At 61.9% G+C, this 26,903-nt stretch carries 27 protein-coding genes; 13 read left to right on the top strand and 14 right to left on the bottom strand.

The features are described from left to right. A complete protein-coding gene (locus tag QM596_RS13655; protein ID WP_283309200.1) occupies positions 1-2,532 on the bottom strand; it encodes an alpha/beta fold hydrolase in 2,532 nt (843 codons plus the stop codon). Positions 2,533-2,710: 178 nt separating this feature from the next. Here QM596_RS13655 and QM596_RS13650 point away from each other — a divergent pair, with 178 nt between their 5' ends. The 3 genes from QM596_RS13650 (at position 2,711) to bluB (ending at position 5,073) form a co-directional block, all read left to right on the top strand. After that, positions 2,711-3,313 (top strand): lipocalin family protein, encoded by a 603-nt coding sequence (locus tag QM596_RS13650; protein WP_021334361.1) that lies wholly within the window; start codon positions 2,711-2,713, stop codon positions 3,311-3,313. Positions 3,314-3,394: 81 nt separating this feature from the next. Then, on the top strand, positions 3,395-4,447 hold the full coding sequence (locus QM596_RS13645; RefSeq protein WP_070796200.1) for a CobW family GTP-binding protein: 1,053 nt from the start codon (positions 3,395-3,397) through the stop codon (positions 4,445-4,447). Next, positions 4,444-5,073, top strand: coding sequence for a 5,6-dimethylbenzimidazole synthase (bluB, locus tag QM596_RS13640; RefSeq protein WP_080909772.1), 630 nt, complete (start codon positions 4,444-4,446; stop codon positions 5,071-5,073). Before QM596_RS13645 ends, bluB begins: the two co-directional genes overlap by 4 nt. Positions 5,074-5,088: 15 nt before the next feature. Here the strand turns inward: bluB and QM596_RS13635 are convergent, their stop codons facing one another. The 4 genes from QM596_RS13635 to QM596_RS13620 form a co-directional block, all read right to left on the bottom strand. Then, a complete protein-coding gene (locus tag QM596_RS13635) occupies positions 5,089-6,528 on the bottom strand; it encodes a DEAD/DEAH box helicase (RefSeq protein WP_019747875.1) in 1,440 nt (479 codons plus the stop codon). Positions 6,529-6,756: 228 nt separating this feature from the next. Next, positions 6,757-7,170: a molybdenum cofactor biosynthesis protein MoaE gene (locus QM596_RS13630; protein WP_003944730.1), complete on the bottom strand. Its 414-nt coding sequence runs from the start codon at positions 7,168-7,170 to the stop codon at positions 6,757-6,759. After that, complete coding sequence (gene moaCB, locus QM596_RS13625) at positions 7,163-8,149, bottom strand: bifunctional molybdenum cofactor biosynthesis protein MoaC/MoaB (RefSeq protein ID WP_047889494.1); 987 nt, start codon at positions 8,147-8,149, stop codon at positions 7,163-7,165. Before moaCB ends, QM596_RS13630 begins: the two co-directional genes overlap by 8 nt. Before the next feature lie 28 nt (positions 8,150-8,177). Continuing rightward, positions 8,178-9,380: a molybdopterin molybdotransferase MoeA gene (locus QM596_RS13620; RefSeq protein WP_113682985.1), complete on the bottom strand. Its 1,203-nt coding sequence runs from the start codon at positions 9,378-9,380 to the stop codon at positions 8,178-8,180. Between the two features lie 111 nt (positions 9,381-9,491). Between QM596_RS13620 and moaA the strand changes: the two genes are divergently transcribed. The 3 genes from moaA to QM596_RS13605 all read left to right on the top strand — a co-directional run bounded on the left by moaA (position 9,492) and on the right by QM596_RS13605 (position 11,870). Further along, a complete protein-coding gene (moaA, locus tag QM596_RS13615; RefSeq protein ID WP_019747878.1) occupies positions 9,492-10,550 on the top strand; it encodes a GTP 3',8-cyclase MoaA in 1,059 nt (352 codons plus the stop codon). Further along, on the top strand, positions 10,543-10,800 hold the full coding sequence (locus QM596_RS13610; protein ID WP_003944706.1) for a MoaD/ThiS family protein: 258 nt from the start codon (positions 10,543-10,545) through the stop codon (positions 10,798-10,800). Before moaA ends, QM596_RS13610 begins: the two co-directional genes overlap by 8 nt. 314 nt (positions 10,801-11,114) lie before the next feature. Further along, positions 11,115-11,870, top strand: coding sequence for a hypothetical protein (locus QM596_RS13605; protein WP_283309199.1), 756 nt, complete (start codon positions 11,115-11,117; stop codon positions 11,868-11,870). Between the two features lie 13 nt (positions 11,871-11,883). Here QM596_RS13605 and nadE read toward each other — a convergent pair whose 3' ends face one another. Further along, positions 11,884-12,708 (bottom strand): NAD(+) synthase, encoded by an 825-nt coding sequence (gene nadE / locus QM596_RS13600; protein ID WP_243617143.1) that lies wholly within the window; start codon positions 12,706-12,708, stop codon positions 11,884-11,886. A 68-nt stretch (positions 12,709-12,776) separates the two neighbouring features. On the opposite strand from nadE, the gene QM596_RS13595 reads away from it, so the two are divergent. Further along, positions 12,777-13,331: a nucleosidase gene (locus QM596_RS13595; protein WP_080910898.1), complete on the top strand. Its 555-nt coding sequence runs from the start codon at positions 12,777-12,779 to the stop codon at positions 13,329-13,331. A 19-nt stretch (positions 13,332-13,350) separates the two neighbouring features. Here QM596_RS13595 and QM596_RS13590 read toward each other — a convergent pair whose 3' ends face one another. Further along, positions 13,351-14,130: an META domain-containing protein gene (locus QM596_RS13590; RefSeq protein WP_283309198.1), complete on the bottom strand. Its 780-nt coding sequence runs from the start codon at positions 14,128-14,130 to the stop codon at positions 13,351-13,353. Between the two features lie 35 nt (positions 14,131-14,165). Beyond that, positions 14,166-14,765 (bottom strand): TetR/AcrR family transcriptional regulator, encoded by a 600-nt coding sequence (locus QM596_RS13585; protein WP_019747883.1) that lies wholly within the window; start codon positions 14,763-14,765, stop codon positions 14,166-14,168. A gap of 106 nt (positions 14,766-14,871) precedes the next feature. Between QM596_RS13585 and QM596_RS13580 the strand changes: the two genes are divergently transcribed. After that, positions 14,872-15,438, top strand: a complete 567-nt coding sequence (locus tag QM596_RS13580) for an NAD(P)H-dependent oxidoreductase (protein WP_019747884.1) — start codon at positions 14,872-14,874, stop codon at positions 15,436-15,438. Between the two features lie 72 nt (positions 15,439-15,510). Here QM596_RS13580 and QM596_RS13575 read toward each other — a convergent pair whose 3' ends face one another. Beyond that, positions 15,511-16,338, bottom strand: a complete 828-nt coding sequence (locus QM596_RS13575) for a siderophore-interacting protein (protein WP_283309197.1) — start codon at positions 16,336-16,338, stop codon at positions 15,511-15,513. A 291-nt stretch (positions 16,339-16,629) separates the two neighbouring features. On the opposite strand from QM596_RS13575, the gene nrdH reads away from it, so the two are divergent. From nrdH to nrdE, 3 genes are all read left to right on the top strand, one after another. Then, positions 16,630-16,860, top strand: coding sequence for a glutaredoxin-like protein NrdH (gene nrdH / locus QM596_RS13570; RefSeq protein ID WP_019747886.1), 231 nt, complete (start codon positions 16,630-16,632; stop codon positions 16,858-16,860). Between the two features lie 82 nt (positions 16,861-16,942). Continuing rightward, the gene (gene nrdI, locus QM596_RS13565; protein ID WP_003944767.1) at positions 16,943-17,422 is read left to right on the top strand and encodes a class Ib ribonucleoside-diphosphate reductase assembly flavoprotein NrdI; all 480 of its coding nucleotides are present in this window, start codon (positions 16,943-16,945) and stop codon (positions 17,420-17,422) included. After that, the gene (gene nrdE, locus QM596_RS13560; RefSeq protein WP_374277302.1) at positions 17,380-19,563 is read left to right on the top strand and encodes a class 1b ribonucleoside-diphosphate reductase subunit alpha; all 2,184 of its coding nucleotides are present in this window, start codon (positions 17,380-17,382) and stop codon (positions 19,561-19,563) included. The genes nrdI and nrdE overlap by 43 nt, the downstream gene beginning before the upstream one ends. A gap of 60 nt (positions 19,564-19,623) precedes the next feature. Here the strand turns inward: nrdE and QM596_RS13555 are convergent, their stop codons facing one another. Together QM596_RS13555 and QM596_RS13550 are read right to left on the bottom strand one after the other, a co-directional pair. After that, complete coding sequence (locus QM596_RS13555) at positions 19,624-19,836, bottom strand: type II toxin-antitoxin system antitoxin (protein ID WP_003944723.1); 213 nt, start codon at positions 19,834-19,836, stop codon at positions 19,624-19,626. Between the two features lie 12 nt (positions 19,837-19,848). Continuing rightward, a complete protein-coding gene (locus tag QM596_RS13550; RefSeq protein WP_003944699.1) occupies positions 19,849-20,766 on the bottom strand; it encodes an SPFH domain-containing protein in 918 nt (305 codons plus the stop codon). A 170-nt stretch (positions 20,767-20,936) separates the two neighbouring features. Between QM596_RS13550 and nrdF the strand changes: the two genes are divergently transcribed. Beyond that, positions 20,937-21,902 (top strand): class 1b ribonucleoside-diphosphate reductase subunit beta, encoded by a 966-nt coding sequence (gene nrdF / locus QM596_RS13545; protein ID WP_003944744.1) that lies wholly within the window; start codon positions 20,937-20,939, stop codon positions 21,900-21,902. 98 nt (positions 21,903-22,000) lie between these two features. Here nrdF and QM596_RS13540 read toward each other — a convergent pair whose 3' ends face one another. The 3 genes from QM596_RS13540 to QM596_RS13530 all read right to left on the bottom strand — a co-directional run bounded on the left by QM596_RS13540 (position 22,001) and on the right by QM596_RS13530 (position 24,680). Next, positions 22,001-22,474: an NUDIX hydrolase gene (locus QM596_RS13540; RefSeq protein WP_019747889.1), complete on the bottom strand. Its 474-nt coding sequence runs from the start codon at positions 22,472-22,474 to the stop codon at positions 22,001-22,003. Positions 22,475-22,540: 66 nt separating this feature from the next. Continuing rightward, the gene (locus QM596_RS13535; protein ID WP_283309196.1) at positions 22,541-23,635 is read right to left on the bottom strand and encodes an iron-siderophore ABC transporter substrate-binding protein; all 1,095 of its coding nucleotides are present in this window, start codon (positions 23,633-23,635) and stop codon (positions 22,541-22,543) included. Positions 23,636-23,684: 49 nt separating this feature from the next. After that, positions 23,685-24,680, bottom strand: a complete 996-nt coding sequence (locus QM596_RS13530; protein WP_283309195.1) for an ABC transporter substrate-binding protein — start codon at positions 24,678-24,680, stop codon at positions 23,685-23,687. A gap of 349 nt (positions 24,681-25,029) precedes the next feature. Between QM596_RS13530 and ctaD the strand changes: the two genes are divergently transcribed. After that, on the top strand, positions 25,030-26,820 hold the full coding sequence (gene ctaD / locus QM596_RS13525; protein ID WP_020907234.1) for an aa3-type cytochrome oxidase subunit I: 1,791 nt from the start codon (positions 25,030-25,032) through the stop codon (positions 26,818-26,820). Positions 26,821-26,903 lie beyond the last annotated feature (83 nt).

The following is a 26,903-nucleotide window of genomic DNA, read 5'->3' as shown; positions in this document are numbered from 1 at the left end:
TCATGTTCGGTCACAGATTCGGTCGAAGGCCGATGCAGTTTGCCGAACATACGGTGGACGAATCAGGTCTTCGTGACCGGCGTCGATGTCGTCGAATTCGAGTGAGCCCGTGGCAATGAGCGACCAGACTTCGGAACCCCGATTGTTGTAGGCGCCACGGATTACTGTGACTGGGGCAGCACAGGGACGAATGCGATGTCTCGCTATCGCCTGGTTTGCGATGTAGAGGAAAATGATCCACTGCATCGCAGGTGGGTACTGCATGATCCCGGCGAACAGCGAGCGCACCCACAGTGCCGCGACTGCGGGCTTGGTCGGCTGCCACCGGACGTTCGACTGGGGTTGAGGCGCCAACTCGATGACGGACGCATCCAGAGGGACGCCCGCGCGGGCCGCCAACCGCTGGACGACAGTACTCGGAATCCTGCTGTCGAGAACGATGACCCGCTGGATGTCATCGCCGGCCTGTACGAGCTGAGCGGCTATCTCCAAAGCTACGTATCCACCGTAGGAGTATCCGGCGAGCAGGTACGGGCCCGTCGGCTGAATCTTCTTGATCTCGACTATCAGTCGCCGTGCCGCACCTTTCACCGAGCGGTCGGGTAGGCCACGAGATTCGAATCCGCGGGCCTGCGCCGCGAAAACCGGGCGATCTGTGGTGAGAGAATTCGACAAGTTCGACAATGCAGTCGGTGGTGCTCCGGCACCGTTCACGATGAAGAGGGGAGTGCCACTACCGTCGGATTTGAGTGGCACAACCGTCGGCTGCGGCGCGCTTTGCTTGACGACCGCACTTCGATCGATAACTCCTGCAAGGTCTTTGATTGTGCTGGCGGAGACGAATTGTGCGCTGGAGATTCGAACCCGGAACTTCTCCTGAATTCTGCTGAGAACTTCGATGGAAGCGAGTGAGTCGCCGCCGAGTTCGAAGAAGTCGTCCTCGCGGTCGACGGAGTCGGTGCAGAGAATCGACTTCCAGATACCAGCCAACATCAGCTCGGTGGGGCCGGCAAGAGTTGGCAGATCGCTCCTCACCGCGACAGTCGGCAGCCTCGGGCGATCGACCTTTCCGCGTTCGTTGCGGGGCAACTCGGCCAGGAGGACAAAATGTCGGGGAAGCATCCAGGTCGGTAGAAATTTGGCCAATTCGCGGCGCATCTCGGCGCCCGACCGTGCCATCACGGCTTTGGTCAGGACCACGTAGGCGACAATCTCCGGTCGATCGTTCTCGAGGACGACAGCCACGAAAACATCGGCGACGCCGGGAATTCGACGAATATGCGCCTCGACTTCCATCGGCTCTACCAAATAGCCCCGAATCTTGACGGCGTCGTCGACGCGTCCCCGCAGTTGTAGTTCGCCGCGTTCGTCGATACGGCCCCGGTCACCGGTCCGGTAGATGCTCACTCCGTCGCCGAGGCGCGTGAATCGTGCCGCAGTGCGATCCGGGTCACCGTGGTATCCATCGGCAAGATCGCTCGAGACAATCTGTATCTCGCCGATCTCTCCGTCGGGGAGAGGCACGCCGTTCACATCGACGATCTGTACGTCCTTGCCGTCGCGAGCACGTCCGGCCGGTACCACTCCGACGGGTAGTTCGGAATGTGGTGGGAACGCGTTGTACGCGACGACACCGGTCTCGGTGGTGGCCAGCCAGTTGACGTACGTGGCGCGAGCGAAGCCGTGACTGCGATGGCGCGCGTAGTCCTCGCCGTGAACTGCTTCCCCGTACGTCACGACGACCCGCAGCGATCCGAGCGAATTATCCGGTGCTTCATCGGATTCGAGGCTTGACCACGCCCGCAGGAATGACGGCGCGCAGTGCGCGGTCGTGATCGAATTCTCGATCAGCCAGTCGTCGATTCCCGAAACTCCGTCGACGCGTGGATCCCAGCAGAAGACCGTGACGCCGTTCATCAGTCCCATGATCAGGGCCGTGATTCCGGCTCCGAAACTGACGGGCAACAGGTTTCCGATGTGATCGTCGGGGCGCAGGTCGATTGCTGCGGCAAGTTCGTCGGCTTTGTTCAGGCACATGGAGTGGCTCAACACGACTCCCTTGGGCGCTCCACTGGTCCCTGATGTGAACGCGATCATGGCAGGGTCGGAACTCGATGGTTCCAGCGCGTTGTCGAAACGGAAGCCGGTTGCGGCCGATTCGTCGAGGATCGACTGCAGCGCGACGGCGCCCGAGGCGCTCATGATGTGCGCTCGCCGGGCCTCGGGGAGTTGTGGGTCGATCATGACCAAAGGTCGACCGGAAATCAGAGTAGCGAGGATGGCGGGCACCGACTCGGCGGTTGGTTCGAGATCAACCGCAACCGGGCGAGCCCCGTGTGACCCACGTAGGCGAAGTTCGCGGACCAATGCATCGGTCCGGAGTTCGAGTTCGGCGAAAGTGATCCGGTCGCGCGGAGTCACGACGGCAACGGTGTCGTGCTGCATCGAGGTGACTCGGCGCCACCTCGACTCGATCGTCTCGTCGATGACTGCATAGCGAGTGCGCTCGAGACCTAAGTCGACAACCTTCATCACAGTAGCTCCGTCCGACTTTCAGCTATCTTTGAGCAAAGACTACATAAGGTTTGTGAAGTAGGTCCATAACAAACCGAAAGTAGTTTTACATACGTCCCCATCCTCCAGTCCGTCAGCTCCGAATACCTTGAGGAACCAATGCCGATCGAGCGTTGTACAGACGAGGAGCAATGACATGAAGTGGTCGGGGCGAAGTGCGATTGCGATTGCGGGAGTGTGCGCCGCAGCGACGCTGTTTTCGGGAACCGCGCAGGCGAGCCCACTCTGGGAACCTCTGCAGCCGGTGGCGAACCTGGACGCCGCGCGCTACGTAGGGGAATGGAACCAGGTGGCGGCGATTCCTCAGCCCTTCAACCTCGCGTGCGCGAAGGACACCCGGGCGAGTTACGGGATCGTCGATTCGTCGAACGTGAGCGTGAAGAACACGTGTACGACGTGGACCGGCCAAGCCAACGAGATCGTCGGGAATGCCCGAGTTACCGATCCAGCAACGGGTGCCCAGTTGCATGTGAGCTTCCCCGGGGTGCCCTCGCAGGAGAGTTTGGACGGTCCGCCCAACTACATCGTCACGTATATCGCCGACGATTATTCGTGGGCACTGGTGGGCGATCCACTCAGGCTTTCCGGGTTCGTGCTCTCACGGTCCCCGATTGTCGACGCGGCCGGCTGGAGTGAGATCCGTCGGGTCGCCGAATCCCGTGGATACAACGCGTGCACGATCTTGACGTCACCGACCACCGAGGGCACGTCGGACATCCGTCCGCTCTGCACGGTGTGAGTCTGCTGTCAGCGTGAACCTTCCGGAGCCACACTCCACTACGATCACTGATCGGTACGTGTGGTTTCGGAAGGTTGCGTGGTGGCGAAGAAGCAGATTCCCGTAATAGTCGTCGCAGGCTTTCTCGGTTCGGGAAAGACGACGCTGCTCAACCATCTTCTGCGCAACAACGACGGTGTACGCATCGGCGTGATCGTCAACGACTTCGGCTCCGTCAACATCGACTCGATGATGGTCGCCGGTCAGGTCGATTCGATGGTCTCTCTCAGTAACGGCTGTTTGTGCTGCGCTGTCGACGTCTCGGACATGGACGAGATGCTGAACAAGTTGGCGCACCGGCAATCCGGGATCGACGTCATCGTCATCGAGGCGAGCGGGCTTGCTGAGCCGCGGAACATGATTCGACTCGTCCTCGGAAGTGAGAACCCGTCTGTCGTCTACGGCGGCCTGGTGGTCCTGGTCGACGGAGCCAATTTCTCCACCGTTCGCCGCGAACATCCCGAGCTCGATCAACATGTCCGCCTGGCAGACCTGGTGGTAGTCAACAAGATCGACAGCGTTCCGGTCTCCGAGCGCGAGAGATTCACGGCCGGAATTCGCGAGTTGAATCCGCGAGCGCCGATAGTGGAGACGGCGCATTCACGGATAGACCCTGCTCTGCTGTTCGATTCCGGTGAGGTGACCCCTCCCGCTCCGGGCGATCAACTGAGCCTCGACGAGCTCTTGCGCGAGGGGCACGACGACGATCACGAGGACGGCTCGTGTCACCACGATCACCTGCACCACCGCTACGAATCGGTTGATTTCACGTCGGAGATGCCACTCGATGCCAGGGCTCTGACGCATTTCCTCGAGAATCAACCGCCGGGGGTGTACCGCATCAAAGGATTCGTGAACTTCGAGATTCCGGGTTACACAGGAAAATTCGAGATCCAATCGGTGGGTGATCATGTTCGGATCACGCCGCTGCGGTGGAAGTCGGGCGAACCTCGAACCACGCAACTGGTTGTGATCGGTACCGGGATGGATTCGGGAGCGGTCGGCAGCGCGCTCCGCGCCTGCGTGCGCGAGGAAACGGTCGAACCGCACCCCGACGCCATGCTGGGATTGCACCGCTATACCGTCGGGGCGTGAGTGAATCAGATGTATCCGTGTACGAAGCGATTCGGCGACGGCGAGACGTTCGCGCCGAGTTCTCGGGAGAGGTCATCCCCGACGAAACTCTGATGCGCATTCTCGACGCCGCCCATCGCGCGCCGAGCGTGGGAAACACGCAACCGTGGGATTTTGTCGTCGTTCGTAATCCGGAGACGCTCAATACCTTCGCGGCACATGTCGCCGATGCCCGGCTGAAGTTCGCACAGTCTTTGCCCGAGGATCGCCGATCGACGTTCGACCCTATCAAGATCGAGGGAATCGCCGAGAGCGGTACCGGCATCGTCGTCACTTACGACCCGTCACGCGGTGGCCCGAACATCCTCGGCCGTCATACCGTCGACGACACCGGACTGTTCTCGGCGGTACTCGCAATTCAGAATTTGTGGCTCGCCGCGGTAGCCGAGGAGATCGGCATCGGCTGGGTTTCGTTCTACGACGAGAAGTACCTCACCGAACTCATGGGCATTCCGTCACCCGTACGCCCCATTGCGTGGCTGTGCGTCGGGAAGGTGACTGAGTTTCAACAGGTTCCGGATCTCGAGCGCTTCGGATGGCGACAGCGCCGGCCATTGGCCGACGCTGTCCACTACGAATCTTATTGAGTTGTACCGGGTGGCCTAGCGCGCGGGACGGCCCCCGGTGGAGCCTGCGGTGCGAGCGCCGCCGCCGGTGCGGGGACGGCGAGCGCCGCCGCCTGCATGTTCCTGACGGGCAACTCCGCCGGTGCGAGCACCGCGTGACTGACCGCCCTGTCCGGAGCGCGCCTGACCCGAACGTGCTGCGCCGCCGCGTCCACCCTGGCCGGCGGGACGCTGTCCGCGTCCACCGTTCGGCTGGGCCGGAGCCTTCGGAGCCGGCGTGACGTGCGGTGCGATGTCGCCGACCAACTTGACGACGTGCTCGGAGTTGGCAGTCGAACGAACCGGGGTCACCTTGATGGCTGCCTTACGCATGAGGATCGCGAGATCCTTACGCTGCTCGGGCAGAACCACGGTGACCACGTCGCCGGCGCTGCCTGCGCGAGCGGTGCGACCACTGCGGTGCAGGTACGCCTTGTGCTCGGCCGGCGGATCGACGTGGACGACCAACTCGACGTCGTCGACGTGGACGCCGCGCGCTGCGACGTCGGTGGCGACGAGGACGCGCGCTTCACCGGCGGAGAATGCCGCCAGGTTACGGTCGCGAGCAGCCTGAGAGAGGTTGCCGTGCAGGTCCACTGACGGGATGCCCGACTCGGTGAGCTGGCGAGCCAACTTGCGTGCCTGGTGCTTGGTGCGCATGAACAGGATGCGACGACCGGTACCGGAAGCGAGCTTCTCGACCAGAGCCTTCTTGGCTTCGACGCCGTCGACGTCGAACACGTGGTGCGTCATCGCGGCGACGGGGGAGTTGGCCTCGTCGACCGAATGCATGACCTCGTTCTTGAGGAAACGCTTGACGAGCTTGTCGACGCCGTTGTCCAGCGTTGCCGAGAACAGAAGGCGCTGCCCGTCCTGCGGGGTGGACGAGAGGATGCGGGTGACGACGGGCAGGAAGCCGAGGTCGGCCATGTGGTCGGCCTCGTCGAGCACGGTGATCTCGACGGCGTCGAGGCTGACGAATTTCTGCTTCATGAGGTCTTCGAGGCGACCGGGGCAGGCGACGACGATGTCGACTCCGGCCTTGAGAGCCTGAACCTGGCGGTGCTGCGAGACGCCACCGAAGATGGTGGTCACGCGCAAGTCGTATGCGGCGGCCAACGGTTCGAGGGTTGCGGTGATCTGGGTGGCGAGCTCACGCGTCGGTGCGAGCACCAGGCCGAGCGGTCGACCCGGACGACGCTTGCCTCCGGACAGTTCGCCGGCGAGGCGGGAGACCATGGGGATGGAGAACGCGAGGGTCTTGCCGCTTCCGGTCTTTCCGCGGCCCAGTACGTCGCGCCCCGAAAGAGTGTCGGGGAGGGTGTCGATCTGGATCGGGAACGGAGAAGTGATTCCGCCGTCTTCGAGAGCTTTCACCAGCGGTGCGCGCACACCGAGGGCTGCGAAGGTGGTAGCGGGCGTAGAGATGTCAGACAAGTGTGTTCAGAGCCTTTCGGGCACGTGTTCGTGCCCGGATGCCGACACGGGAATTAACCGGTCGAACAATCAAGCACAGTGGTGGCGGCGCTGCCGGTCGGCAGGCTTCTTCGCCGTAAGAAGAGCGGGTGCATTGAGCACTCAGCAAGAAAATTTGCGTTCTACGACGCTGGATGCCCGATTTCAGGCACCTAGTGATCGCAACTCTACCTTCTCGGAGCGTTCGACCTACAACCCGACCCATTCGGAGACGCCGTTCGCGAAGTGTTGCCGCTTCCAGATCGGTACCTCGTGCTTGATGCGCTCCACCAGTTCGGCGCACGCGGCGAACGCCTCCGCTCGATGCGGGGCGGCGACGGCGGCGACCAGTGCGAGGTCACCGATCTCGAGGTGGCCGACGCGATGGATCGCGGCAACCGGCAGGCCGGTCGAGGCTGCAACCTCTTGGCAGCACGTCTCGAGAAAGCGTTCCGCGTCCGGGTGTGCCTGGTACTCCAACGCTGAAACTGCTTGACCTCCATCGTGATTGCGCACCGTTCCCGTGAACACCACAACAGCGCCGTTCTTCGGACCGGCAACGGCGGCGTCGACGGTGTCTGCGTGAATCGGTTGCTCGGAGATCCGAGCCAGTAGCTCACTCATCGTGTGCTCCTCCGCCTGCGACCTGCGCGAGCAGGTGATCGATGATGGGTTCGAGGACGGCGAGACCGTCCTTCACTCCACCGGGAGAACCCGGAAGATTGACGATGACCGTCGTACCTGTGAGACCTGCCACACCACGGCTCAGTGACGCGTGCGGGGTCTTCTCGAGGCCCTTGGTTCGGATCGCTTCTGCGACCCCGGGCAACTCACGGGTCAAGACTGCCCGGGTAGCTTCCGGGGTTGCATCCGTGGGGGAAGCACCGGTGCCGCCGGTGCTGATGACAAGCGACGGGGAGCCCTCCTTGGCGTCAGCGATGCCCGCCGCGATGTCTGCGTCGGCGTACACAAGCGGTCCACGCACCTCGAAGTCCCGCTCGCGTAGCCAGGCTGCGATCGTCGGTCCGGTGGTGTCGGGTCTGGTTCCGTTGGCACCGCCGGTGGAAGCGACGAGGACGGTTGCGGACCGTGGCGAGGCGAAGGCGTGCGCCGGAGATGTCTGTGAGTTCTGAGTGTCGCGGGTCCAATGTCCGTGTTTACCACCGTCTTTGGTGAGCAGGCGAACACCGTTCATGGTGGCTCCGGGATCGACCGCTTTGACCATGTCGTGCAAGGTCAGGCCGGCTACCGCGACGGCGGTGAGTGCTTCCATCTCGACGCCGGTCTGTCCGCGAGTCTTTGCCGTCGCTTCGACGGTGATCGAGGTTTCGGTGAACCCGAATTCCACCTTGACCGACGAAAGCGCGAGCTGATGACACAACGGGATCAGCTCTGACGTCTTTTTTGCACCGGCGATTCCGGCAATGCGCGCGGTGGTGAGGACATCGGCCTTGGGCATGCCGTCGGCGCGGACGAGGCGAACTACCTCGGCGGTCGTGACGAGTTCACCGGCAGCGACGGCGATGCGCGTCGTCTCGGCCTTGGCGCTGACGTCGACCATGCGCGCTCGGCCTTCGCTGTCGACGTGTGTCAATTCGGTCATGAGTGTCCTTTGAATCAGATCGAGTGAATCAAAACGAGGAAGTCGAGAGCGGGAGGACATCGACGAGATCGCCCGCTCCGAGTTCGGTCACGGCAGCGGGGACGTCGATCAGGACGTCGGCCCACGCCATTGCTGCAACGAGGTGCGAGCCGGGTCCGGCCACGAGTTCGATACCGTCCGCAGTTCTACGCGCGCGCAGGAACTGGCGCTTGCCATCCACCGAACGCAGCGGTGCAGTAAGTGGCAGCCGTTCGCGCGGGATCTCGGGCAGACCCGCGGCCCGGCGCAGTTCGCCGCGGGCGAAGACCTCGAACGAGACCATCGTGCTGACCGGGTTGCCCGGGAAACTCAGGACCGGCACTTCGTTCACCACTGCAGTGCCTTGCGGACCACCAGGTTGCATTGCGACGTGGCCGAAGTGTGCACCCAGAGGGGTGAGAGTTTCCTTGACCACCTCGAAATCGCCCATGGACACCCCACCGGAGGTGAAAACCAGATCGGCGACCGAGGTTGCGTACGAGAGTAATTCGCGGAACTCGGCCGGGTCGTCGCTGCTTCGGGCGACGGATACGACATCGGCGCCGTTGGCTTCGGCCAATGTTGCCAAAGCTGGTCCGTTGGAATCGTAGATCTCGCCGGGTTCGAGAGTTGTTCCGGCACTTTTCAGTTCGGCGCCCGTCGTAATTATCGCGACTCGTGGCTTCGTGTACGTGTCGAGCGAGGCCAGGCCCACAGCGCTCAGCGCGGCGATATGGCGAGGTTCCAAGTGTGTTCCGGCCGTGACCAGTAGCATTCCGGCAGTGATGTCGCTGCCACGTTCGCGAACGAATTCGCCTACAGACCTGCCCCGTTCGATGGTGACCACGTGTTCGGTGACGCCCGTGGTGTCCTCGACGGGAACGACGGCGTCGGCACCCTCGGGGAGCGGCGCACCGGTCATGATGCGAAATGCCGATCCTGGAAGGTGTTTCGGTGGTTTTCCGCTTCCAGCGGCGATCACGCCTCGAACCGTCAGTGTGGTCGGAACCGAGGCAACGGATGCGGCGTCGACCGCATATCCGTCCATCTGTGAGTTGCGGAAGAGGGGCAGGTCCACCGGCGATGCGATATCCGAGCAAGTTATGCGCCCCAACGCTTCTGCCGTCGGAACCGCCGACGGAGAGAGGGTGTGCAGGCCGGTGAGCAATCCGGAGATGTGCGCAGCGTGTTCCTCGACCGAACGCGCGCTCATGACAGTAACCTCGACAACCTCGACATGTTTTGATCCTAGGCGGTGTGGTCCGTCCGACACACGGAGTACGGCTTTCGGTCATACTGGAGCAATACGGAAGTTGGTGAAGTGATGACAGTGGTCTCGATGGGAATTCCCACCGTGCGGTTTGACGCTGCCTCCCTCGCCGGTCGTCCCGAGACGGATCTCCTGGTCGACAGGTTCGGGCGTGTTGCCAGAGATCTGCGAGTCTCGATCACCGAGAAGTGTTCACTTCGTTGCACGTATTGCATGCCGGAGGAAGGCTTGCCGGCCATCGCTGCGGAAGACCTTCTGAGTGCCGACGAGATCGTTCGAGTAGTCGGAATCGGTGTCGAACGAGTCGGTATTCGCGAGGTGAGATTCACCGGCGGCGAGCCGCTGATGCGTAGTGACCTCGAAAAGATCATCGCGGGATGCGCCGCGCGTGTGCCAGGAATTCCACTTGCCATGACCACCAACGCCGTTGGGCTCGAACATCGTGCCGCAAAGCTGGCTGCAGCTGGTTTGACCCGCGTGAATGTTTCCCTGGATTCGGTTGATCGCGCGCACTTCGCGGAATTGACGCGTCGAGACAGGTTGCCTTCGGTTCTCGCGGGAATCCGAGCGGCCGCGGTGGCTGGCCTTGCGCCGCTCAAGGTAAATGCCGTTCTCATGCGCGAAACGCTCCACGGCGCGGCGGACCTTTTACAGTGGTGCCTCGACGCCGGAGTCGAATTGCGGTTCATCGAACAAATGCCTCTCGATGCAGACCATGCTTGGGCGCGCGAGAACATGGTGACTGCGGCTGAATTGCTGTCGGTATTGAGTGAGCGTTTCGAATTGGCCGCAATCGGTCGCGAAGACCCGTCGGCTCCTGCTGAAGAATGGCGTGTCAACGGGACTGAAATGACGGTGGGGATCATCGCTTCGGTGACGCGCTCGTTCTGCAGTGATTGCGATCGGACACGAATGACTGCAGAGGGGACAATTCGGTCATGTTTGTTCAGTGACCGTGAAGTTGATCTGCGTGCCGCGCTCAGGGCCGGAGCCAGTGACGACGAACTTGCGGATTTGTGGCGCGGTGCGATGTGGAACAAGTGGGCAGGGCACGGCATCGACGCCGCGGACTTCGTTCCGCCGGAAAGAAGTATGGGAGCGATTGGTGGCTGATCCGCATTCGATCTCGGTTCGTTACTTTGCTGCTGCAGCGGATGTGTCCGGTTGCCGTAGCGAGGTAGTCGCCATTTCGCCCGACAACACACTTGCCGAGTTGGTGGCGGTCTTGGTCGGGCGATACGGACCGGAGATGGAGCGAGTGCTGTCGGTCTCGGCTTTCCTCGTCGGTGACGAGTTGACCCGCGACGTCTCTCGAGCCTCCGGTAGCGCTGTCGATATTCTTCCGCCTTTCGCTGGAGGCTAGTCCGAGAATTGCCGGCGTAGCTATTTGTGGGCTGCCGTCGTATTGTCCTTTTTCGGTTTCCCGGTCCAAATATTTATATCTTGATCACTCCAGCTCAAGTGGCATCTATCTCCGTTTTCTCCATTGTTGGTCAATTGTCCAGCATTGGTCGTTTTGTTTAGTTTCTCCTACTTTTGGGGGAGTAAATGCACTTCTAATTGCCCAGGTGAATTGTCATCTGTTTGGATGACAAAAGAAATACCTTCGCTGTTGGTAATTGTCGACATGTGTTAATTTTGGCGCAATTCCACTCGGGATATGTGAAAGGTATTTCAATGTCGATTAATTCCACGCGCCGTGTCGGAGTCGTCGTAGCGCTCCTCGGGGCAGCTGCACTCACCGCTCCGGCAATTGCTACTGCGCTTCCGTCCATCGGTTCTCTCGGCTCTTCTGCGCCGGAAGCCTCGTGCTCGACCCTGTCCACCGAAGCGACGCCGAACGGGTGGGGCATCCCGTTCACCGACGAGAAGGATCAGACCGCGTCGTACTCGGCCGACAACGTTCTCGACAAGGACGGTTCACTGAAGCTGGCCGTCGACGGTACCGGCGATCGTTCGGTTTCCTACCATTCGGCCGGCGGTATCAAGCTGTCCGACGCAGTCAGCAAGGCGATCGGTTTCGCCGAGCGCGCCGCCACGCCGACTGCGGCGTTCCAGCTCCGCCTCACCGGAACCACCGGCGGAAAGTTCGAGAACGGATTCACCACCTTGGTGTGGGTCCCGGGACCGGACGCGACGCCGACGGCTGACGGCGGCGTTCACGCGGATCTCCAGAAGGGCGTGTGGTGGAGCACTCAGAACATCGACGGCGCCAAGGACCGCGTGTCAGTGCCTTTGGCTGACATCGTCGCCGCGAACCCGAAAGCGGTAGTCGACCACTACGGCGTCAGTGTCGGGACCGGTTCCGCTGCCACCTCGACGCTGGTCGATGCGGTGCAGTTCAACGGATGCACCACCAACTTCGCGAAGAAGGATCCGGCTTCGGGAACGGGTTCGCTGGGCGACGTCTTCGGCAGCCTGTTCGGTAGCTAGTCGCTGGTAAGAGTTACTTCCACCAGTCATCCAGGGGTGTGACCGGCACCGTGCGCTTGTGACGAGTGTTGGCGAACATCTTCTCGAGCTTTTCGGCTACCTCGGAGGAAACGTCCTTTCCTTCGAGGTAGTCGTCTATCTGTGAGTACGTGACGCCGAGGGCAACTTCGTCGGGCAGCGCGGGTCGGTCGTCCTCGAGGTCGGCGGTCGGCACCTTGCGCCACGTGCTCTCCGGTGCGCCCAATTCCTGCAGCAATGCAGCGCCCTGACGTTTGCTCAAGCCGGTGAGCGGCGTGATGTCGACGCCGCCGTCACCGAACTTCGTGAAGAAGCCGGTAATCGCTTCTGCGGCGTGGTCGGTACCGATCACCAAGTAGCCGAGCTGACCGGCAATCGCATACTGAATGACCATTCGTTCGCGCGCCTTGATGTTGCCGCGGACGAAGTCGCGCAGTTCGCCGTTCCCCAACGCCTCGGAGGCCTCACGGGCTGTGGCGTCGGCGCCAGGCTTGACGTTGACCGTGAGAGAGCGGTCCGGCTTGATGAAGCCGAGTGCGATCTGAGCATCGGATTCGTCGGCCTGCGCGCCATAGGGGAGTCGAACGGCGACGAACTCGGCCTCGTGGCCTTCTTCACGAAGTTCAGTGACCGCGCGTTGGGCGAGGGATCCGGCGAGCGTGCTGTCCTGACCGCCGCTGATTCCCAGAACGAACCCTTTGGCGGGGGTCGAGCGCACGTAGTCCTTCAGGAACTGGACTCGCGCGCGAACCTCCGCTGCGGCGTCGATTGTCGGCTTTGTGCCGAGTTCTTCGATGATGCTTTCACGCAGTGTGGCCATGAATGGACTCTAGCGATGTGAGCAGGCGCGTGCAGTGCCACCGTATCCGGGGCGGTACGGTCGCGCACATGAGTGCGAACAACGTTCTGGTGGTCAGTGCGACGAAGTCGGAAGCGGCATACGTGCCGCAAGGATACGAACTGCTGATCACGGGGATTGGAAAGGTCAGTGCTGCAACAGCAGTCGCCTCTGCTCTCGCGCGGTACGAGCGGGAGAATCTGCCGCTGGTCGTCAACATCGGGACCGCCGGTGCGCTGCACGCGCACCACGGTGGCCTCTATGTTCCCGGGGTTGTCATCAATCACGACATCAGCAGCACCGCGATCCGAGCGCTGGGGCACGACGTCGCGGACCGTTTGGTGCTCGCCGGCGGTGACGACTCGGTGTTGGCGACCGGCGACGCATTCATCGCCGACACTGCGACCCGGGACGCTCTCGCTCAGCGAGCCGATCTGGTCGACATGGAGGGGTTTGCCATCGCATTCGCCGCGCAGGCTGCGGGTGCTAGCTGCCGACTCGTCAAACATGTCAGCGATCACGCGGACGACTCGGCCTTGGACTGGCCCGCGATGATCGATGCCAGCGCCCGCGAATTGGGGCGCTGGCTGCTCGACAACGTCTGATCGAGCCTGCAGCGTCTGGTCAAGCCTGCGCAGTCAGTATCAATCCGGTGTTGTCGGGCTTGCGCAGGGTCAGTGTGTCGGCGTCGACGGTGTAGCTCACTTCACCGTCGAGTACTGCCAGGATCTGACGCTCGATGTCCATGTTCTCCTCGGGGCAGGCCATTCGCGTGGTTGCCATCGGCGTGAACGTGACTGCGGTGTCGGATACCTGGGCGCTTCCGGTCATGCGATTGCATCCGGTGGTTCCGCTGACAGAACCGTCTGCGGCAATAGTGAGTTCGGGAGCTGACGTCTCCAGAGCCAGGCTCGTACTGATCGCATCGGGACTGATGAGCGACGTGACGGTCCACGTCGTGCCCTGGAGCGCTCGATCCGGCGTGACGATCTTCTTGTCCTGCAGAGTCACTGTGGCGTCGTCCGATGTCAGGGTGAGGGTGTCGCCGTCGAGGCTCCACGTCGGCGCGGAGGTCAGCAATGTTGTTGTCCAGGTGTCGGATTCGGCGATGCCGGGAGGGCAGCCCATCATGGTCGATGCCATGGTGCCGGTGGTCAGCTTGCCGTCGGTGAACTCGATCGAGCCGTTTGCCGTGTTGCATCCGGCGCTCGCGGACACTCGACCCGCTTGGCTGAAATCGAGAGTCAGCGGGCCGCCGCCGGGAATTTGTGTTCCGTCGACGGAGGTCGAGATGAAGACGCGGCCGGAGGGGTCCGTCTTGTCCTCGGGGGAGTCGGACGAAGCGGAGCAACCGCTTACCGCGGCGATGGTCAGGAGGCCGATGACGGCAGCTGCGATGCGCATGGGCTCACATTAAGTGGTGGGACGGATCTGGGGAGTCAACATCGAGTAACGCGCCGGGCAAGGTCTTCCCAGCCGGCGGCCAGGCGCTCGGTGGTCATCCCGAGATCGCGCACCTGATGAAGGACAAGCGACGCTTCGAGCGGTGCCAACAGTGCCGAAGCGAGCAGATCGAGGTCGCCCTCGACGCCGGCTCCTCGAAGAAGTCCGATGACGTGAGCGATGCCGAGTGCTCGTGCCGGACCGCCGAAGCGGTATTCAGGAGCGTTTTCCGCCGCTCGGAGGACTTCGCCCTGTACTTCCACCATGGCGATCCGGGCTCGTCCGAACGCGATGAGGCGCTCGATCGGCGGCGCGCCAGGACCCAACGGTGGGGGGCCGAACATGAATGCCTGCTGCAGTTCTCGCTCGGTGTGATCGAGCAGTGCCTGCATCAGTCCCGATCGATTGCCGAAGCGCCGAAAAACTGTGCCCTTGCCCACACCGGCTCGGCACGCGACGGCATCCATCGTGACCGCGTCGACACCTCGCTCGGCGACGAGGAGGGCTGCGGCGTCGAGCAGAAGTACGCGGTTACGTGCTGCGTCACCGCGCTCGACGGGTACGGCGCCGATCTGGGGGAGGGGGATTGCGCTCACGGGATCAGGTTACAGGGCCGGGGAATGTAAGTGGACCGCGGTCCGTTTAGTTGATATAACTTTCAACCGGAGCCACCAACCGCACCACTCTCGAAGGAATCTCGTTATGTCACAGACCAATGTTCTCGTTCTCGTCGGCAGCCTGCGCGCCGGATCCGTCAATCGCCAGCTTGCCGAGACGGCTGTGTCCGCCGCACCCGAGGGTGCAACGCTGACGGTCTTCGAAGGCCTCGCCGACGTCCCCTTCTACAACGAAGACATCGACGTCGAGGGTGCTTCCATTCCCGCTGTCGACGCACTGCGCGCCGCTGCGAGCGACGCTGACGCGTTCCTGCTCGTCACCCCCGAATACAACGGCACCATCCCCGCAGTTCTGAAGAACGCCATCGACTGGATCTCGCGTCCGTACGGTGTCGGTGCCGTCAAGGACAAGGCTGTCGCAGTCATCAGCGCGTCGCCCAGTGGCAACGGCGCCAAGTGGGCACACGAAGACACCACCAAGGCAGTCCGCATCGCCGGCGGCAAGGTCGTCGAGGACACCGCACTGAGCATCGGTGGAACCGGCGCACTGTTCGGTGAGCTGCACCCGCGTGAGAACGCAGAGGTGCTCGCGCAGGTCTCCAAGGTCGTCTCCGACCTCGTCGACGCCAGCAAGCAGCTCGTCAACGCGTAATCCGTTTCACGAGCGAGGGCCATGCCGGAAGGTATGGCCCTCACTCGTATGCGAGTCGCGCCCATATGTGCGCTAGAGCCCTTCGCGTTCCATCGCGTCGTCGACGGCGTCGCGAACCGACTCGAAATCCTTGCCGGCCATCATCGCTTCGCCCATCGCGGCGTCGATACGGTCGGCGACGACGGCGTACCGACGCTCCCAGTTCTCCTTGTCCTCCCGCCAGTAACCCATCACGTGCATGCGGGGTGCCGGGATTTCCGATGTTCGACGCAGATGGGCGCGGATGCGTCTGGCGGTCGCGGCCTCGACTGCGCACCAGATGTAGCCCTCGCCGGGAGGCAGGGGAATGGCGGCCAATTCGGCGAGCAGTGAGTTTGCTTCGTCGGTCCATCGGTAGTGAGCGTCGGCGCGCGTCGTGAACGTCTGCTGTTCGCTCGGCGCGGGCACCTGTGCAATGACGTGGATCGGTAGACCGTCGGGTGCTTCTTCCAAGATCCGCCCGATCGCTGGCAGTGCGGCGTGATCGGCGACGAGTAGCAGCCAGTCGCACTCTGTCGGCGGCTTGAACCACCCGCTCGCAGTCGAAAGATGTACGGTCTCGCCCGGTTGCGCATTCTCGGCCCAGAGCGCAGCTCCGCCGTGGCCGTGGAGAACGAAGTCGATCTCCAGTTCGTTCTTCGAGGGCTGCCAGTGCCGGACCGTGTAACTACGGGCGTGAGGGGGATCGAGGGGGAATCTGACGAGCACCCGTTCGTCGGGGCTCCCGCTCGTCTCGAAGTCGCTCAGGCCCGCACCGCCGAAGGTGATTCTGCGCATCTTAGGCGTCACCTGCTGCGTTCTCGTCACGGTTGCCTGGTGGCGCGGAGCTTCGTCCTTCGGAGGTGTTTCCACGACGCTCATGGTAGGTCCGAGTAGTGGTTTTCAGATGCTGTCGGGCCTGCGGCCAAAATGTGACGGGCGACACGCCGACGCGCCGGAAGATGTGTGCGCTGAACTGGGGCTACCTGGGAATTTCAACGATGTGACTCACAACATCTCGCGTTATGTGTTTCTGTCGGCCACTAGGTGTAGTGTCTTGAGCACTGAGAGACCACAACGCGGAACGCCTCGAGCGAGACTCCGGCAATCGGTCGAATCGGTGCTGAACATCACTACATCGGCCTTTGTTGGCTAAGCGAAAGAGGGACTCTCATGAGCATCACCGTCTACACCAAGCCCGCTTGCGTTCAGTGCAATGCCACCTACCGCGCCCTCGACAAGGCCGGTCTCGAATACAACATCATCGACATCACCGAGGATGCCGAAGCCCGCGACTACGTCATGGCTCTCGGGTACCTCCAGGCGCCCATCGTGGTTGCCGGTGAAGATCACTGGTCGGGTTTCCGTCCCGATCGCATCAAGACCCTGACCGTCGCTGCTTGAAGCGCCGCAGTGTCGGCGGTGGACACCTCCGCCGACACATCTGAGTAGTTCCGGGCACCGTACAAGAAAATGGTGACAACCGATGACTTCGCTGGTCTATTTTTCCAGCGTGTCGGAGAACACCCACCGATTCGTTCAACGTCTCGGCCTGCCTGCGACACGTATACCTATCCATGACCGTGACGGCTCATTTCGTGTAGACGAGCCCTATGTGCTGATTCTGCCCACCTATGGTGGCGGGGTCACCGTGACAGGGCGCGACACCAGTTATGTGCCGAAGCCGGTCATTCGTTTTTTGAACAATCCACACAACAGGTCGTTGATCAGAGCAGTGATCGCGGCGGGAAACACCAATTTCGGTGAGTCCTTTTGCTATGCAGGAAACATCATTTCCCAGAAATGCCACGTTCCTTTTCTGTACCGGTTCGAACTCATGGGCACTGCCGAGGATGTCGACCGAGTACGAGAAGGCTTGGGGGAGTTCTGGAATCATCTCGAAACAGAGAAGGAGCACGGGCAGTGGCGCCAACCATCACTGACACGATCGCGGCAGGAAGCGTAGAGCGTGATGCACGCGGCGGCGATTCCACCAACGGTCTCGACTACCACGCACTCAATGCCATGCTCAACCTGTACGGCGCCAACGGTGAGATCCAGTTCGAGATGGATGTCGCTGCAGCCCGTCAGTACTTCTTGCAGCACGTCAATCAGAACACCGTGTTCTTCCACAACCTCGACGAGAAGCTGGACTACCTCGTCGAGGAAAACTATTACGAGCCCGAGGTTCTCGATCAGTACTCACGTACTTTCGTGAAGTTCCTGATCGATCACGCGTACGCCAAGAAGTTCCGCTTCCCGACGTTCCTGGGTGCATTCAAGTACTACACCTCCTACACGCTCAAGACCTTCGACGGTAAGCGCTACCTCGAGCGTTTCGAAGATCGTGTCTGCATGGTTGCGCTCACCCTGGCCGCAGGCAACGAAGACCTGGCCGTCGAACTCGTCGACGAGATCATCGCCGGACGCTTCCAGCCCGCCACCCCGACGTTCCTGAACTCGGGCAAGAAGCAGCGCGGTGAGCCCGTGTCCTGCTTCCTGCTTCGTATCGAAGACAACATGGAGTCCATCGGCCGCTCCATCAACTCGGCACTGCAGCTGTCCAAGCGCGGTGGCGGAGTTGCCTTGCTGCTCACCAATGTTCGTGAGCACGGCGCCCCGATCAAGAAGATCGAGAACCAGAGTTCGGGTGTCATCCCGATCATGAAGCTTCTCGAGGACTCGTTCTCCTACGCCAACCAGTTGGGTGCGCGTCAGGGCGCCGGCGCCGTGTACCTGCATGCGCACCACCCCGACATCTACCGCTTCCTCGACACCAAGCGTGAGAACGCCGACGAGAAGATCCGCATCAAGACGCTCTCTCTCGGCGTCGTGATCCCGGACATCACTTTCGAACTGGCGAAGAAGAACGAGGACATGTACCTGTTCTCGCCGTACGACGTCGAGCGCATCTACGGAGTTCCGTTCTCCGACATCAACGTCTCCGAGAAGTACTACGAGATGGTCGACGACAAGCGAATTCGCAAGTCCAAGATCAAGGCTCGCGAGTTCTTCCAGACCGTCGCCGAATTGCAGTTCGAATCGGGCTACCCCTACATCATGTTCGAGGACACGGTGAACCGGGCAAACCCGATCGAAGGCAAGATCACTCACTCGAACCTGTGCTCGGAGATCCTGCAGGTTTCGACGCCTTCGCTGTTCAACGACGACCTGTCCTACTCGAAGGTCGGCAAGGACATCTCCTGCAACCTGGGTTCGCTGAACATCGCGAAGACCATGGACTCGCCCGACTTCGCGAAGACCATCGAAGTGTCGATCCGCGGATTGACGGCAGTGTCCGACCAGACACACATCTACTCGGTGCCGTCGATCGAGCAGGGCAACAACGACTCTCACGCCATCGGCCTCGGTCAGATGAACCTGCACGGATACCTCGCTCGTGAGCGGATCTTCTACGGCAGCGAAGAAGGCATCGACTTCACGAACATCTACTTCTACACCGTGCTGTTCCACGCACTGCGTGCGTCGAACAAGATCGCCATCGAGCGCGGCTCGTACTTCAAGGGTTTCCCGGAGTCGAAGTACGCCTCGGGTGAATTCTTCGACAAGTACACCGACAAGGTCTGGGAGCCTGCAACCGACAAGGTTCGCGGACTCTTCGCCGATGCGAAGCTGCACATCCCCACCCAGGACGACTGGCGTGAGCTGAAGGCTTCGGTTCAGAAGCACGGTATCTACAACCAGAACCTTCAGGCCGTCCCGCCGACCGGCTCGATCTCGTACATCAACTACTCCACCAGCTCCATCCACCCGGTGGCGTCGAAGATCGAGATCCGCAAGGAAGGCAAGATCGGTCGCGTCTACTACCCGGCGCCCTACCTGACCAACGACAACCTGGAGTACTACCAGGATGCCTACGAAATCGGGTACGAGAAGATCGTCGACACCTATGCTGCCGCAACGCAACACGTCGACCAGGGCCTGTCGCTGACGCTGTTCTTCAAGGACACCGCCACCACACGCGACATCAACAAGGCGCAGATCTACGCGTGGCGTAAGGGCATCAAGACGCTGTACTACATCCGTCTGCGTCAGATGGCACTCGAAGGCACCGAGGTCGAGGGCTGCGTTTCCTGCATGCTGTAAAGGGCTCCGCCCCGTGCGCCTTTTCGGTAGTGGTTACTACCGAAAAGGCGCACAGGGGTATCAGGCCGGCGGACGGCCTGGACCGTGCATCTTGCCGGCATTCTTCGGCATTCGACCGTGCTCGGTGAGTGCGCGCCGAAGAAGAAACTCGATCTGGGCGTTGGTACTTCGGAGATCGTCGGCGGCCCAGCGGGCAAGCGCGTCGTGCACCGCTGGGTCCAACCGAAGCAGGATCTTCTTACGCTCCGATCTCGGAGCTGGATCCGTGGCCATGTGGCCTTTCCTTTACTGGTAGAGCGAACCGGTGTTCAGCACCGGTTGTGCGTCGCGGTCGCCGCACAGCACGACCAGAAGGTTACTGATCATCGTGGCCTTGCGTTCCTCGTCGAGTTCGACGACGTGCTTTTCCTCGAGTTGCTTGAGTGCCATGTCGACCATGGACACCGCACCTTCGACGATTTGCTTGCGGGCGGCGATCACTGCACCCGCCTGCTGGCGCCGAAGCATTGCGCTGGCGATCTCGGGTGCATACGAGAGCCTGTTGATGCGTGTCTCGATAACTTCGACACCCGCCGCACGCACGCGGGCGTGAACCTCCTCCGACAAGGTGGTGGTGATGATATCGGCGTTCTCGCGCAACGAGACTCGGCCTTCGGCGTCGTACGGGTAGCTGCCGGCGATATGGCGGACGGCCGCCTCGGTCTGCACCGAGACGAACTCCTCGTAGTCGTCCACCTGGAATGAAGCGAGCGCTGTGTCGGCAACTTGCCAGACGACCACCGCCGAGATCTCGATGGGATTTCCGTCGGCGTCGTTCACTTTCGCCTGACCGGTCTCGTGGTTTCGGATGCGCGTCGAGATCGATCGACGGACCGTCAGCGGATTTGTCCATCGCAGGCCCGGCGTGCGCAGGGTGCCGCTGTACGAGCTTCCCAGGAGTTGAAGGACTCGGGCTTGATTCGGTTGCACCAAGGTCAGGCCCATCAGCAGGGGGAGTGACGCGATGAACAGCACCACACCGACCGGAATCAGGGCGAAGAGTCCCAGAACTCCGCCAACGACGGACAGCGCGATTCCGGCCAGGAAGAGAAGTACGCCGCCGAGGAGCATCCAGCTGCCGGACAGGTCCCAGCCTGGGCGTTCGGCGATCGTTGTGGTGGCGACTCCGGTCGGTTTCTCGGCCACGGTGGGTGTGCTGGTCATGCGGGACTCGCTTTCCATCGGTAAGTGATATTTAATTGATATCACATTTTTTGTACTCGTGGAGGGGCGCGTGCGACACATGTTGTTGTGTTGGCATCGCGGACCCGACACAACGGGTAGTGTTCAGGCAAGCCAACATTCGGCAGTATCTCTCTCGCTAGGTAGGAATTATGGTCAAGCTGGTCAGTCGCGTTTCCGCCATCAACTGGAATCGCGTCCAGGACGAGAAGGACGCCGAGGTATGGGATCGCCTCGTCAGCAACTTCTGGCTGCCCGAAAAGGTGCCGGTCTCCAACGACATCCCGTCCTGGGGAACGCTGACCGCGCAGGAGCAGCAGCTCACCATGCGCGTCTTCACGGGCCTGACGCTGCTCGACACCATCCAGGGAACGGTCGGCGCCGTCAGCCTCATCCCGGACGCGATCACTCCCCACGAAGAAGCGGTGTACACCAACATCGCCTTCATGGAATCGGTGCACGCGAAGAGTTACAGCTCGATCTTCTCGACGCTGTGCTCCACCCCGGACATCGACGACGCGTTCCGCTGGTCGGAGGAGAACCCCAACCTGCAGCGCAAGGCGCAGATCGTTCTCGACTACTACAACGGCGAGTCGCCGCTCAAGCGCAAGGTCGCATCGACGCTCCTCGAGAGCTTCCTCTTCTACTCCGGCTTCTACCTGCCGATGTACTGGTCCTCGCGAGCCAAGCTCACCAACACCGCAGACCTCATCCGCCTCATCATCCGCGACGAGGCCGTGCACGGGTACTACATCGGCTACAAGTACCAGAAGGGCCTCGAACAGCTCACCGAGGCCGAGCGTGAAGAGCTCAAGAACTACACGTTCGAGCTGCTCTTCGAGCTCTACGAGAACGAGGTCGACTACACGCAGGACCTCTACGACGGCGTCGGCCTGACCGAGGATGTCAAGAAGTTCCTGCGCTACAACGCCAACAAGGCGCTCAACAATCTCGGCTACGAAGGCCTCTTCCCGAAGGACGAGACGGACGTCAATCCGGCTATCCTGTCGGCACTTTCACCGAATGCGGACGAGAATCACGACTTCTTCTCCGGCTCGGGAAGCTCCTACGTCATCGGCAAGGCAGTCAACACCGAAGACGACGACTGGGATTTCTAGAGCGACCCGCTCGGGATTTCTAGAGCGACCCTGCACCCAACGAAGCCCGACTCCTGCACACGCGGGAATCGGGCTTCGATCGTCGATGGGGGAGTGGGTCAGCGCAGAAACCACGCTTCCGGCTTGTCCAGCAATGCTTTTGCGAGGCGCAGACGCGAGGTTTCCGTCATGTCCGACGGCAATTCGCTCGGCGCGAACCACGCGACCTCGAGGTTTTCGTCGTCCGCCACGTGTGCATCTCCGCCGGTCCACCTGGCCAGGAAGCAGACGTCGAGGTACTGAGTCACGTCACCATTGGGGTACGTAATGGGTTCTGTGACATCGACACTCGTGATCCGAATCAATTCGGCGTCGACGCCGGTTTCTTCCTTCGCCTCCCGCACCGCCGCCGCCGACGGTTCCTCTCCGGGCTCGAGAACGCCGGACACGACGGCCCACTGACCGTTGTCGGCGCGGCGGGTGAGCAGGACCCGGCCGTCGTCGTCGCGGATCACGACGCTCACGCCGGACAGCCAGAGCGGCGCATGACCGACCTTCTCGCGCAAAGCGACAATGAATTCCGGGATCGGCATGATCAGAACCCGACCGTCACAGTTGCGGTGAGCCGCCTCGAATGCGGGAGTAGTGGTTCGTTCCGGTCAGCTCGCATATCCGTTCAAGGTTCCCTTCAAGTCCGCCAATACGGCACGGGCGGCAGTCATCCCGTTTCCGTTCCAGATTTCGTCTTCAGCGACGAACACACGCCGGTCGGTGGCGGCGGCGAGGTCCTGCCACTGGTCGCTCTTCATGATCTCGGTGCCGTAGGTACGACCGTTCGGCCCGTCGAAGAGTACGTAGATCAAGTCACCTTCGGCGGCGCTGAGATCGTCGGCCGGAATCGGTGCTGTGGTCGCATCGGTCAATCGCTGCGCCGGTGGGCGCCGGACGCCGACGTCGCTGAGAATTTGTCCGGCGAAGGATGCGGGACCCTCGATCTGCAGGTCCTTCGAACCGAACCGAACCACTGATGCCTGCGTCTGTGATGCATTCAATGCGTCGCCGAGCTGCACGACGTCCTGCTGGTAGCGGTCCAGCTCCGTCGCAGCCGCGGACGAACGGCCAAGTGCCTGGCCGGCGAGGGCGAACTGCGCTTTCCAGTACACGGGATCCGAGCCGGCGAACACGGTGGGGGCAATGGCGTCGAGTTGCCCGTACAAACCGTCGGACGCCGGACTGGACCCGAGGATCACGTCCGGCGCGGCGGCCTTCACGGCGTTGACGTCGGGTGCGCTCACGGGGCCGACGCTCGGAATCTCCGAGATGCCGAAACCGAGGTACGACGGTTGAGGCGAGTCGACACCCGTCGCGGCGCCCACTACCCGCTCCCACAGACCGAGGGCGCACACGGCGTCCATCGAGACGCTGTCGAGGACCACGATCCGTTGGGGATCGGAAGGAACCTCGGTTTCACCCGCAGTGTGTACGACTCGACGCTTCACCCCGGGGCCCGCTCCCGGGTCGGCTTGCGTCGGCGTCGGGCACGCGGTGGCGGTGTCGCGTTCGATACCCATCACGCCGGCACCGGCGATCGACGTAGTGGTCCGGACGATGGTGCTCGAGGGATCGTCCGACGAGTCGGACGAGCAACCACCGAGGACGAGCATCGTGGCAGCGATCCCCAGGATCGAGACACGACGAATGGACGTGCGGGCGGTCGTGCGTGAGAGAACAGACGTGCGTGAGAGAACAGACAAGTCGACGGCTTCCTGTGTGAGCGGGCGCCGTTCAGGTTAGCTGTTCGACTCAGCTGTTCTGCTTGTCCACCTCGAACGTGTCCGAGAGGTCGTCGAGGATCATGTGGGCGCCCTGGATGCTGACCGGCGACATCCAACGTGAATCGTCCACGTCGACCTTGCGTCCTCGAAGGGTCTGCCACAGCGGGCTCTCGAGGAACGGCTTCGCAGCTTCGGCGCTCTTGCCCTCGGCGTCCTGCCAGGTGCTGATGAAGATGACGTCCGCGTCGGCTTCGTTGATCAGCTCGGGGCTGATCTTCATCATGATGTTTCCGGTATCGGCGGGGTCAGGTCCCTGGTTGTCCGGGCGCTTCAATCCGGCGTCCTGAAGGACGATGCCGCTGAACGAGGTGGTGCGGTAGAGGCGTGCCGTCGGTTCACCGGCGAATCGGACTACCGAGATGACCGGGTTGTTCGCCTTCTCGTTGATTTCCTTGCCGACGGTGGCTGCGCGGGTTTCGTACTCGGTGATCTTCGCCTCGGCCAGTGACTCCTTGCCCAGCGCTTGACCGACCAGGCGGATGTTGTCCTTCCACGTCGGGCCGGTCGTCTGAGTGAAGACGGTGGGTGCGATCGCGGACAGTTGTTCGTAGTTCTTCCCGTCGCGGACCTCGGCGGAGATGATGAGGTCCGGCTGCAGTGCGGCGATCTTCTCGAGGCTTGCACTGCTGACCGTGCCGACCGAGACGGCGTCCGCGGCGAATTCCTCCCGCGAGGATCCGAGGTAGTCGGGCAGACCGGGCTCGCGGTAGTCGACGTAGCCGACGAGCGGGGATTCGAGGAGAAGGACGGCGTCGGTGAAGCTGTTGTCGAGCGCGACGATCCGCTGGGGTGCTGCCGGGATTTCGGTGCTTCCACGGAAGTGTTCGATCGTGCGGGGGAATGCGCCCGACTCGGTCGAGGTGGTGGTTGCAGCGGGCTCGTCGTTACTCGAGCAGGCTGGAACGACCAAGGCGATCGAGGCTGCGACGGCTACCAGCGCGGCGCGGCGGGGAAAGAATTTCACTGAATACTCCTGAGGTGAGTTAGGTGAGGGTGACCTTATCAGTGGAGGAGATGGCCGAAAACGGACACCGGCCGAATTCTTCGACGGGTACGACACGCCGATTCGGATGTGGGTTCGGACTCCCGAGGGAACATAAACCGCAGGTCGTTCGTTTGGTGCCCCCAAAAACGGATGCTCGAGTACGACGCAGAGTAGGACCGGGTCGCGGTGCCTCGGAGTCACGGTCTACGATTCGATGAGCGCAAGCCAGAAGCCGTTGTCCGCAGCCCGGGCGACGGACCCTGCGGGCGCAACCAAGGGCTCTTTAACGGAGTCTGCGGAGCGACCAAAGGCACATTCAGGAGGATCAGTGACTGCCGTAGCGCCCCAGCCAGTCCCCACGATAGCGCCGGCCAGGCCTTACCCGCCGCGGCAGGGACCCAAGGGCTCATTCATTTTCAAGATGATCACGACCACCGATCCCAAGGTGCTCGGAATCATGTACTTGGCGACTTCCATCGCCTTCTTCCTCATCGGTGGCCTCATGGCACTGATGATGCGTGCCGAACTTGCTGTACCCGGCATGCAGTTCCTTTCCAACGAACAGTTCAACCAGCTGTTCACCATGCACGGCACGATCATGCTGCTGCTGTACGCGACCCCGATCGTCTTCGGCTTCGCGAACTACATTCTTCCGCTCCAGATCGGTGCACCCGACGTCGCGTTCCCGCGTCTGAACGCGTTCAGCTACTGGCTGTACCTGTTCGGCGCGATCATCACGACGGCCGGATTCGTCACGCCCGGTGGCGCAGCAGACTTCGGTTGGACGGCATACACGCCGCTGACCAGCGCGCTGCACAGCCCCGGCGTCGGCGCCGACCTGTGGGTCTTGGGTCTGGCTGTCGCCGGCCTCGGCACCATCCTCGGTGGCGTCAACATGGTCACCACCGTGATTTGCCTGCGCGCACCCGGTATGACCATGTTCCGCATGCCGATCTTCACCTGGAACATCTTCATCACCAGCATCCTGATCCTGCTGGCGTTCCCGCTGCTGACCGCTGCATTCATGGGCCTGTTCGTCGACCGCCATCTCGGTGGACACATCTTCGACCCGGCAACGGGCGGTGTGCTCCTGTGGCAGCACCTGTTCTGGTTCTTCGGTCACCCCGAGGTGTACATCATCGCGTTGCCGTTCTTCGGCATCGTCTCGGAGATCTTCCCGGTCTTCAGCCGTAAGCCGATCTTCGGCTACAGCGGCCTGGTGTACGCAACGTTGGCCATCGCCGCTCTGTCGATCGCTGTGTGGGCTCACCACATGTACGCAACAGGCGCTGTTCTCCTGCCGTACTTCTCGTTCATGACATTCCTGATCGCTGTGCCGACAGGTGTGAAGATCTTCAACTGGATCGGAACGATGTGGAAGGGGCAATTGACCTTCGAATCACCGATGCTGTTCTCGATCGGCTTCCTGATCACTTTCCTCTTCGGTGGTCTGTCGGGCGTCATCCTCGCGAGCCCGCCGCTCGACTTCCACGTCACGGACAGCTACTTCGTCGTCGCCCACTTCCACTACGTGGTCTTCGGTACGGTCGTGTTCGCCACGTACGCCGGTATCTACTTCTGGTTCCCGAAGATGACCGGCCGCATGATGGACGAGCGCCTCGGCAAGTGGCACTTCTGGACCACATTCGTCGGCTTCCACGGCACGTTCCTCGTCCAGCACTGGCTCGGTGCCGAAGGTATGCCGCGTCGTTACGCCGACTACCTGCCCTCGGACGGATTCACGGTGCTGAACTCGGTGTCCACGATCTTCGCGTTCGTACTCGGTGCCTCGACGCTCCCGTTCATCTGGAACGTCTTCAAGAGTTACCGCTACGGCGAAGTGGTCACCGTCGACGATCCGTGGGGCTACGGAAACTCGCTCGAGTGGGCGACAACCTGCCCGCCGCCGCGTCACAACTTCACCGAGTTGCCGCGCATCCGCAGCGAGCGTCCGGCCTTCGAGCTGCACTACCCGCACATGGTGGAGCGAATGCGCGCAGAAGCGCACGTCGGCCCCGGTCACGGTGGGAAGAACGCCAGCACCGTGCTCGAAGATGCTCGTCACGAGCCGCTCACAGTCGGGGACGAAGGCGACCCCGGCACCGACAGCCGCTCCTGAGCGAAGTAACACACTGAAGTAATCAGCGAAGGCCCCGCCCGAGTAACGGGTGGGGCCTTTCGCTTGGCACAATAGTGACGATC

Origin of the sequence: Rhodococcus sp. IEGM 1406 (genome assembly GCF_030056745.1) — a bacterium.
Taxonomy (GTDB): Bacteria; Actinomycetota; Actinomycetes; order Mycobacteriales; family Mycobacteriaceae; genus Rhodococcus_F; species Rhodococcus_F erythropolis.
The sequence above is the reverse complement of the archived record's forward strand: the minus strand, read 5'-3'. Positions and strand labels throughout refer to the sequence as shown.

Excerpts from the sequence above, each read along its gene's own strand:
- QM596_RS13540 (WP_019747889.1), bottom strand. The coding sequence starts at position 22,474 with ATGCCGATCCCGGAATTCATTGTCGCTTTGCGCGAGAAGGTCGGTCAT.
- QM596_RS13590 (WP_283309198.1), bottom strand. The coding sequence starts at position 14,130 with ATGCGCATCGCAGCTGCCGTCATCGGCCTCCTGACCATCGCCGCGGTA.
- QM596_RS13550 (WP_003944699.1), bottom strand. The coding sequence starts at position 20,766 with ATGACCAGCACACCCACCGTGGCCGAGAAACCGACCGGAGTCGCCACC.
- QM596_RS13580 (WP_019747884.1), top strand. The coding sequence starts at position 14,872 with ATGTCACAGACCAATGTTCTCGTTCTCGTCGGCAGCCTGCGCGCCGGA.
- QM596_RS13575 (WP_283309197.1), bottom strand. The coding sequence starts at position 16,338 with ATGAGCGTCGTGGAAACACCTCCGAAGGACGAAGCTCCGCGCCACCAG.
- QM596_RS13620 (WP_113682985.1), bottom strand. The coding sequence starts at position 9,380 with ATGAGCGCGCGTTCGGTCGAGGAACACGCTGCGCACATCTCCGGATTG.
- QM596_RS13655 (WP_283309200.1), bottom strand. The coding sequence starts at position 2,532 with ATGAAGGTTGTCGACTTAGGTCTCGAGCGCACTCGCTATGCAGTCATC.
- nrdF (WP_003944744.1), top strand. The coding sequence starts at position 20,937 with ATGGTCAAGCTGGTCAGTCGCGTTTCCGCCATCAACTGGAATCGCGTC.
- nrdI (WP_003944767.1), top strand. The coding sequence starts at position 16,943 with ATGACTTCGCTGGTCTATTTTTCCAGCGTGTCGGAGAACACCCACCGA.
- moaA (WP_019747878.1), top strand. The coding sequence starts at position 9,492 with ATGACAGTGGTCTCGATGGGAATTCCCACCGTGCGGTTTGACGCTGCC.
- QM596_RS13595 (WP_080910898.1), top strand. The coding sequence starts at position 12,777 with ATGAGTGCGAACAACGTTCTGGTGGTCAGTGCGACGAAGTCGGAAGCG.
- QM596_RS13650 (WP_021334361.1), top strand. The coding sequence starts at position 2,711 with ATGAAGTGGTCGGGGCGAAGTGCGATTGCGATTGCGGGAGTGTGCGCC.
- moaCB (WP_047889494.1), bottom strand. The coding sequence starts at position 8,149 with ATGACCGAATTGACACACGTCGACAGCGAAGGCCGAGCGCGCATGGTC.
- QM596_RS13630 (WP_003944730.1), bottom strand. The coding sequence starts at position 7,170 with ATGAGTGAGCTACTGGCTCGGATCTCCGAGCAACCGATTCACGCAGAC.
- nadE (WP_243617143.1), bottom strand. The coding sequence starts at position 12,708 with ATGGCCACACTGCGTGAAAGCATCATCGAAGAACTCGGCACAAAGCCG.
- QM596_RS13555 (WP_003944723.1), bottom strand. The coding sequence starts at position 19,836 with ATGGCCACGGATCCAGCTCCGAGATCGGAGCGTAAGAAGATCCTGCTT.
- nrdH (WP_019747886.1), top strand. The coding sequence starts at position 16,630 with ATGAGCATCACCGTCTACACCAAGCCCGCTTGCGTTCAGTGCAATGCC.
- QM596_RS13605 (WP_283309199.1), top strand. The coding sequence starts at position 11,115 with ATGTCGATTAATTCCACGCGCCGTGTCGGAGTCGTCGTAGCGCTCCTC.